The sequence below is a fragment of the Halolamina sp. genome, assembly GCF_036626355.1.
Lineage (GTDB): Archaea > Halobacteriota > Halobacteria > Halobacteriales > Haloferacaceae > Halolamina.
Genome location: NZ_JAZKRY010000032.1, coordinates 22,006 through 29,233, shown reverse-complemented (window position 1 = coordinate 29,233; position 7,228 = coordinate 22,006). Strand labels below are relative to the sequence as shown.

The following is a 7,228-nucleotide window of genomic DNA, read 5'->3' as shown; positions in this document are numbered from 1 at the left end:
CCCGGGTCGGCCGAAAGAAAAGCAGGGTGGTCGAAGCGTTCTGCTCCGTGTTCTCGACTCGCTTACTCGAAGAGCTCGACGGCCTGCTCGTAGCGTGCCGCGGGCTCTTCCCAATCAACTACCTCGAAGAACGCCTCGATGAAGTCGCCGCGTGCCGGACCGTAGTCGTGGTAGTAGGAGTGCTCCCAGACGTCCAGCGCGAGGATGGGGTGACTGCCCCAGAGTGCGCCCTGGTCGTGCTTGTCCACCACGACGTTGCGAAGCTGGTTACTGTAGCTGTCGTAGACCAGCAACGCCCAGCCGCCAGCGGCGCCGCCTGCAGCCTCGAACTCGCCCTTCCAGGCGTCGTAGCTGCCGAAGTCCTCCTCGATACGGTCGGCGAGCGCACCGGTTGGCTCGTCGCCGCCGTCCGGGCCCATGTTCTGCCAGAACAGGTCGTGGAGGATGTGCCCGCAGCCGTTGTGGGTCACGTCGCCGATGGCGCCGGCCGAAGAGCCGAACTCACCCGCCTCGCGGTTCTCCGCGAGGGTCTCCTCGGCGCTGTTCCAGCCGTTGACATAGCCCTGGTGGTGGGTGTCGTGGTGCCAGGTCATCACCTGCTCGCTGATGGACGGTTCGAGCGCGTCGTAGTCGTACGGAAGCGGCGGAAGTTCGTAATCGCTCATAGTGAATTCACCATCGGAAACTGTGGAGCGGTTCATGTTAAAGGTTGCTGAGCCGACTGTTAGCGTGTGCCAAGCGAAGCCGGTCTGTTCTGTCGCCTGACGCCAGGTTCCGAGAGAGTTACCGACTTATGTGGTGGGTGTTGAGGACGTGGTAATGTCGTGGCGCGGCGTCTCGCTGGTGACTGGCTGGCAACTGACGGCGAGTCTCTGCTTCTACACCATCTTTGCGGCAACGGCGTTCGTTCGGTCGACGTTCGGCGTCTCGCGAGCGGTGACCGGGTTAGCTATCACGGCGGTGATGCTCGGCTACACCGCGTTGCTGTTCGGGACTGGTGCCGCGGCCGACGCGTTCGGTGAGCGCCCGCTGATGGTGTACGGGCTACTGGCCCTGGCCGCCGGGATGGGACTGGTCGGTCTCGCCGGCTCGTTCCCAGTCCTGCTCGGCGCGCTGGTGTTCGTCGGCCTCGCCTACGCCGCGGCGATGCCGGCGACGAACCGGGCGGCTGTCGTCGTCGCCCCTGTGGGCCGAGAGGCGCTTGCGATGAACGTCAAACAGGTGGGCGTCACCGCCGGCAGCGCGCTCGCAGCGCTGCTCATCACCGGCATCGGCGCCACCCGCTTTGGCTGGCAGGCCGGCTTCCTCGTGGCCGGGGTGTTCGCCGTCCTCATCTCCGGAATCACCGCGTGGCGCTACACGGGGAAACCCGGCGAGGGCGAACTTTCGTTCCCGGACGTCCGCGGCCTGCTCGACGACCCCGCGTACAAGGGACTGATCGTCTCGGGGTTCTTCCTCGGGGCGGCGGTGTTCACCACGACCGGCTACACCGTGCTCCACGTCACGGAGTCCGTCGGCGCGGCCGCGGGCATCGCGGGCGCCGTCCTCGCGACGATTCAGGTGACCGGGAGCGCGGGCCGCCTCGTCGGCGGCGAACTCGCCGACCGGCTCCCCGGTCGCCCGGCTCGCGGCCCCGCACTCGTTCTGACCGCACAAGCGGCGCTCTCGGCGGTCGGCTTTCTCGTGGTTGTCGCTGCCGAGTCAACGGCTGTCTCGTGGGTGGCCTTCGGCTTTCTCGGGCTGTTCATCCTGGGGTTCCCGGGCGTGTACTACGCCACTATGACCGCACTCGTCGACGACGACGAGGTCGGCGCCGCGACTGCAGGCGGCCAGACCGCCATCAACCTCGGTGGGCTCTCGGCGCCGCCGCTGTTCGGGCTGGTCGTCGACGCCACCGGCTACGATACGGGCTGGACAATCACGGCTGGCATCGCCGCCATCGCCGCCGTCGTCGTGTGGACGATGATTGCCCGGGAGTAGCCGTGCGCTCAGCGCCTGACCAGGATGTCGTCGCTCATCTCGTACTCCATCTCCGTCGACACCTGGTCGGCGATGGCCTCGCCGAACTCACGCTGGACGAGATAGAGTGCGAGGTCGAGGCCGCTCGTGACGCCGCCGGCGGTGACGACGTCCCCGGCGTCGACGAGCCGCTTGTCGGGCACCTCCACGCCGGCATCGGAAAGGTCAGGAACCGCGGACTGGTGGGTGATCGCCGGCTTGTCACCGAGGATGCCAGCGCGTTCCAGCAGCATCGCCCCCGTACAGACGGAGGCGATGGTCGCCCCGGCGTCGAAGTGAGTAGCGACGGCTTCCGACAGGTCACCGGCGTCGTACTCCCGGCGCACGCCGCGATTTTCGCCTGAGGACCACCCCCCTCCCGGCACGACGAGCAGGTCAGGAGCGTCTGCCTCACCCGGCTCTGCAAGCTGGCCGTCGACGCCGACGTCGAGGCCGTGACTGGCGGTTACCCGGTCCTGTGGCTCACGCGTGACGAGTGAGACTTCGCAGTCGGCGCCGGCGCCGGCAGCGTTCTGGAACACTTCGAACGGGGCGATCGCGTCGAGTTCGTCGAACCCCTCGAACAGCAGCACGTCGATACTGAGGCCCATGCTCGAAGCTTTGTCCGCCGCGAGATAAGGACACCGGCGCCAGTTCCCCTCACGGAAACGTTAATGCCGGAGAATCTACTCTCGACCCCATGGCCAACTGTCCGTCCTGCGAACGGGAAGTCCGGAAGCTCGAGCGCGCGTTCATCGACGCCGACTGGGGGGAACCCATCGTCTGGCAGTGTCCCCACTGCGAGACGATTCTCGGGACGACGGATACCGCAACGCACGGGTGACCCCATGACCATGCAAGCGATTGGGGTCGCGTCTCAGGCCTCCTCAGGCTCCTCGCCACGCGCGCGCTTGAACATCGCAAGCGCCGCTTCCCGACGCTCGCTGTGGTCGACAATCGGTGCCGGGTAGTCGGGCGCCAGCTGCTCGCGCTCGTCGTCGTCAAGCTCCGGCCACTGGTGGACTATCTCGGCGTCGACGCCGCGGAGTTCGGGAATGTACTCCTTGATGTACTCCGCATCCGGGTCGTAGCGCTCGCCTTGCGTGGTTGGGTTGAAGATGCGGAAGTACGGCTGGGCGTCGGTGCCCGTCGAGGCGGCCCACTGCCAGCCGCCGTTGTCGTTGGCGGTGTCGTGGTCGGCCAGTAGGTCCCGGAAGTGCGCGTATCCTTCACGCCAGTCGAGTAGCAGATCCTTCGTCAGGAAGGAGGCGACGATCATCCGCACGCGGTTGTGCATCCACGCCTCCGCTCGGAGCTGGCGCATCCCGGCGTCGACGATGGGGTAGCCCGTCTCGCCGGCTTTCCACGCCGCCAGTTCCTCGGCGTCTTCTCGCCAGTCGATTCCTGCCTCGTACTCCTTGTAGTTCTCCGTCACGACGTCAGGGTTGAAGTAGAGCACCTGCGTGTAGAACTCCCGCCAGGCCAGCTGTGACTGGAACGCCTCGACGCTGTCCTGTGCTGGCGTCCCCTCCACCCCTTCATCGCGGCTGCGGGCCTCGGCCATCGCTGACTCCGTCGCAGCGTACACCTCCCGCAGCCCGACGGTCCCGAACCGAAGATGCGGTGAGAGCCGGGAACTGCCCGCCCGTACCGGGTAGTCGCGGTCCTCCTCGTACGAAAAAATCGGCCCCTCGCAGAACGCCGCGAGGCGTTCGCGGCCGGCCTCGGTGCCCCCTGCCTGCACGTCGGCCTCGGGTTCGCTGAAGCCCAGTTCCTCGATAGTCGGGAGCGACTCCTCGACCATCCCGCTGCTAACTCCCGGGTCCTCGGAAAGTGCGTCGGCAGTCAACGCCGCAGTGTCAGCGAGCCGCTCCCCACTCGGCCTCCCGAACGGGTCGGGTTTCTCGCGGTCCCGCCACTTCTTCCAGAAGTAACTGTACACGGCGTACGGGTCGCCCGCGTTGGTGCGGATCGTGCCGGGCTCGTGGAGCTGACTGTCGTGGTGGGACCGGCGCTTGACATCAGCGTCTTCGAGTGCGAGCCTGACTCGCGCGTCGCGCTCCCGCGAGAGGGGTGTGTAATCTTCGTTCCAGTGGACGGCATCGGCATCGAGCGCCGTCGCGAGTGCGGGCAACACGTCGGCCGGGTCACCGTGGGCGACGACCAGGTCGCTCCCGCGCTCCCGGTACGCCTCACGGAGTTCCGCGAGTGAATCGAGCATAAACCGGAGTCGAGTATCGCTCCCGTGTTCGAGTACCGCGTCGTCGAAAACGAACACCGGGGCTGCCGACTCCCCGCCCTCCGCAGCCGCCGTGAGCCCGCGGGTATCGCTCACCCGGAGGTCCCGTCGGTGCCAGAATAGGGTCATACAGATGCATCCATCGGCGGCTTCCTGAAGCTGCCGGTCGAGAGGAGAGAGCGATTACCCACCCGTCGGTAACCGATAGACTGAGATAGGCTCCCACCGGCTGGCCCGTGGCCCGCAACCGTGAGTCACGCTCCCGATTCGATGCCGCCGGTGTAGTCCTCGCGAGGCCTGCCTGCGTACCGGCCGCCAGAGCTCACCGAACGCTGTTTCATCGACCGTTCAACCGTGTCACCAGCCGGTCGACCGCCATCGCAGCCGGTACTCTCGCGCCGACGCTGGTCCTCTAACATAGCTCCGGAACACACCCGACAACCCTTTTGTGCATTCCCTGTCACCGTGAGCCATGAACGCCGTAACGGAGCTCTCGCTTCCCGTCGCCGCACAGCCGTCGCTGGATTCGATCATCTCACTCGCCGCCGACGCCGAGGCGGCAGGCTACGACCGGATCTGGCTTCCCGAAACCTGGGGCCGGGACGCAATCACGACGCTCACGCTCGCCGCCGAGCACACCGAGTCGGTCGGTCTCGGCACCAGTATCGTCAACGTGTTCTCGCGTTCCCCGGCGCTGCTTGGCCAGACCGCAGCCACGCTCCAGGAGGCGAGCGAGGGCCGGTTTCGGCTGGGTGTCGGCCCATCCGGTCCGGCCGTTATCGAGAACTGGCACGGCGAGGAGTTCGAGCGCCCGCTGCGGCGCACCCGCGAGGCTATCGAGGTGACCAAGGCGGTGCTCTCGGGCGAACCAGTCGACTACGACGGCGATTTCTTCGACCTCTCCGGGTTCCGGCTGCGCTGTCACGCACCGGACCCGGCGCCGCCGGTCGACGCCGCAGGCATGGGGCCGAAGGCGGTCGAGCTCGCGGGGCGGTTCGCCGACGGCTGGCACGCGCTGAACTTCACACCCGACGGACTCCGGGACCGACTCGACGATCTGCGGCGGGGTGCCGAGTTGGCCGACCGCGACCCGGAGGCGGTGCGGGTAACGCTCTCGCTGCCCTGCTGTGCGCTGGCCGACGCGGAGCGCGCCCGCTCGCTCGCCCGGCAGCATCTGGCGTTCTACATCGGTGGCATGGGGACGTTCTACCGCGACGCCCTCGCCCGGCAGGGTCACGCTGAAACCGCCGAACGGGTCCACAACGCCTGGCAGGCCGGCGAGCGCGCCGAGGCGACGGAAGCGATCGCGCCGCTGGTCGACGAGCTCTCGGCCGCAGGCTCGCCCGACACCGCCCGCGAGCGTCTCCGCGCGTTCGCCACCATCGACGGCATCGACGCCGTCGCAGTGTCGTTCCCGCGCGGTGCCGATACCGAGGAGATTCACGAGACGCTCGACGCACTCGCACCCGGCGAGTAGGGCGTCGGTGCCGAGGGGGTCAACCTCCGAAACGAAACACCTTTTCACGGCTCCGTCGGACTGGCGCTGTGAACGAGCAACGCCCGCAGTTCTGGTCGCTCTATCTCGCCCGGTTTGCCAACGGCTTCGGCTTCGTGACGCTGCTGACGCTGATGCCGAAATACGTCAACCTCCTGAACCCCTCTGATTTCACCGTCGGCCTGTTCTACACCGGGTTCACACTCGCTCAGACGATCGCTGTCATCCCGCTCGCGCTCGCCGGCGACCGCTACGATAAGCGCTGGGTGCTGCTGGGGGTCATCGGGACGAACGTGCTGGCCTACATCAGCTTCGTCGCGGTCGACTCCAGCGTGACGTTCATCAGCGTTCGGGCGCTGCAGGGGGTCGCCGTCACCGGATCCGGGCTGATGACGCTCTCGCTGGTCGGGGAGCTGGCAGACCACGGCGACCGGGCCAACAGCATCGGGAAGGCCAACTCCGTCCGGTTTTTGGCGTCAATCGTCGGTGCGCTCTCGGCTGGCGCGCTCTACGACTCGCTGGGGTTCGGCCCGATCTACGCGATCATCGTCGTCATCTTCGCGGCGGCGTTCGCGGGCGTCTGGTTCTTCCTGCCGCCCGACGAGACGACGGCTACCGGTAACCCGTTTGCCGATCTCGCGTTCAACGAGCGTATCATCACGCTCACCTCCTTCCGCGCGCAGTACGCGGTCGCAGTCACGCTCGTGCGCTCGTGGGTCCCGCTCTTTGCCGGCGTCTCGGCGGCCCGCGGCGGACTGGAGTACGCTGCCTTGGCCGTCTCGATCGTTCTCGTGAGCGAGAAGATAACGAACATGCTCTGCCAGCCCTTCACGGGTCGGCTCTCGGACCGCTTCGGTCGCTCGCTGTTCGTCTTCGCCGGCGGCGGCGCCTACGGCCTGGTCGCACTCGGCGTGCCGTTCACCCCCGCCGTCGGTGCGGCGCTGAACCTCCCCGAGACGTATCCGCTGCTCGGCACGCTGAGCGGGGCGTTCCTCCCGCTGGTCGCGCTGAACGGGCTGATGGGGATCGCCGACGCGTTTCGGGAGCCCGCGAGTATGGCGCTGTTCGCCGACGAGGGGGCTGATGAGGGTGGCGTCGCCGCCAGTTTCGGCATCCGGGAGCTGGTCTGGCGCCCCGGCAGCGTCGTGGCGCCGATGCTCGGCGGCTGGTTGATGGGAAGCTACGGGATGGCGCCAGTGTTCTTTGTCGGCGGCGCGTTCGCGCTGACAGGCGTGATTACGTTCGCCGCTGTGCTCACCCACTTCCACGGCGCCGGCGCGTTGACGGAGTGGTGACGGCGGCCAGTGGTTGGACCGATCGGAGAGATGGCCTGTCGTGTTTTCTCGAATCCCGTCGAGTCAACAGAACGAAATAGTTCGGCCTTCCAGCTCGTTTCGAGCCCTCCATGAGCGAGCCAGCAACTCGGACTAATCCCTCCCAGTCGTTCCTTCGAGCCGCCATCCTCGGCCTCCTCGCCACCTTCGTCGCGTCGGCCC

7 protein-coding genes are annotated in these 7,228 nt (G+C 67.2%); 4 read left to right on the top strand and 3 right to left on the bottom strand.

Annotated features, from left to right (window positions below):
- Positions 1–62 precede the first annotated feature (62 nt).
- Positions 63–665: a superoxide dismutase gene (gene sod, locus V5A38_RS07000; RefSeq protein ID WP_332325036.1), complete on the bottom strand. Its 603-nt coding sequence runs from the start codon at positions 663–665 to the stop codon at positions 63–65.
- Between the two features lie 154 nt (positions 666–819).
- Here sod and V5A38_RS06995 point away from each other — a divergent pair, with 154 nt between their 5' ends.
- On the top strand, positions 820–1,980 hold the full coding sequence (locus tag V5A38_RS06995) for an MFS transporter (RefSeq protein ID WP_332325035.1): 1,161 nt from the start codon (positions 820–822) through the stop codon (positions 1,978–1,980).
- 8 nt (positions 1,981–1,988) lie between these two features.
- Here the strand turns inward: V5A38_RS06995 and V5A38_RS06990 are convergent, their stop codons facing one another.
- On the bottom strand, positions 1,989–2,609 hold the full coding sequence (locus tag V5A38_RS06990; RefSeq protein ID WP_332325034.1) for a DJ-1/PfpI family protein: 621 nt from the start codon (positions 2,607–2,609) through the stop codon (positions 1,989–1,991).
- An 89-nt stretch (positions 2,610–2,698) separates the two neighbouring features.
- On the opposite strand from V5A38_RS06990, the gene V5A38_RS06985 reads away from it, so the two are divergent.
- Positions 2,699–2,842: a hypothetical protein gene (locus tag V5A38_RS06985; RefSeq protein ID WP_332325033.1), complete on the top strand. Its 144-nt coding sequence runs from the start codon at positions 2,699–2,701 to the stop codon at positions 2,840–2,842.
- 33 nt (positions 2,843–2,875) lie between these two features.
- On the opposite strand, the gene V5A38_RS06980 is transcribed toward V5A38_RS06985, so the two are convergent.
- Positions 2,876–4,366, bottom strand: a complete 1,491-nt coding sequence (locus V5A38_RS06980; RefSeq protein WP_332325032.1) for a deoxyribodipyrimidine photo-lyase — start codon at positions 4,364–4,366, stop codon at positions 2,876–2,878.
- Between the two features lie 343 nt (positions 4,367–4,709).
- Between V5A38_RS06980 and V5A38_RS06975 the strand changes: the two genes are divergently transcribed.
- Both V5A38_RS06975 and V5A38_RS06970 read left to right on the top strand, forming a co-directional pair.
- Positions 4,710–5,714 carry a TIGR04024 family LLM class F420-dependent oxidoreductase gene (locus tag V5A38_RS06975; RefSeq protein ID WP_332325031.1) on the top strand — a complete coding sequence of 335 codons (1,005 nt, stop codon included), beginning with the start codon at positions 4,710–4,712 and terminating at the stop codon, positions 5,712–5,714.
- A gap of 68 nt (positions 5,715–5,782) precedes the next feature.
- Positions 5,783–7,027: an MFS transporter gene (locus V5A38_RS06970; RefSeq protein WP_332325030.1), complete on the top strand. Its 1,245-nt coding sequence runs from the start codon at positions 5,783–5,785 to the stop codon at positions 7,025–7,027.
- Positions 7,028–7,228: the final 201 nt, after the last annotated feature.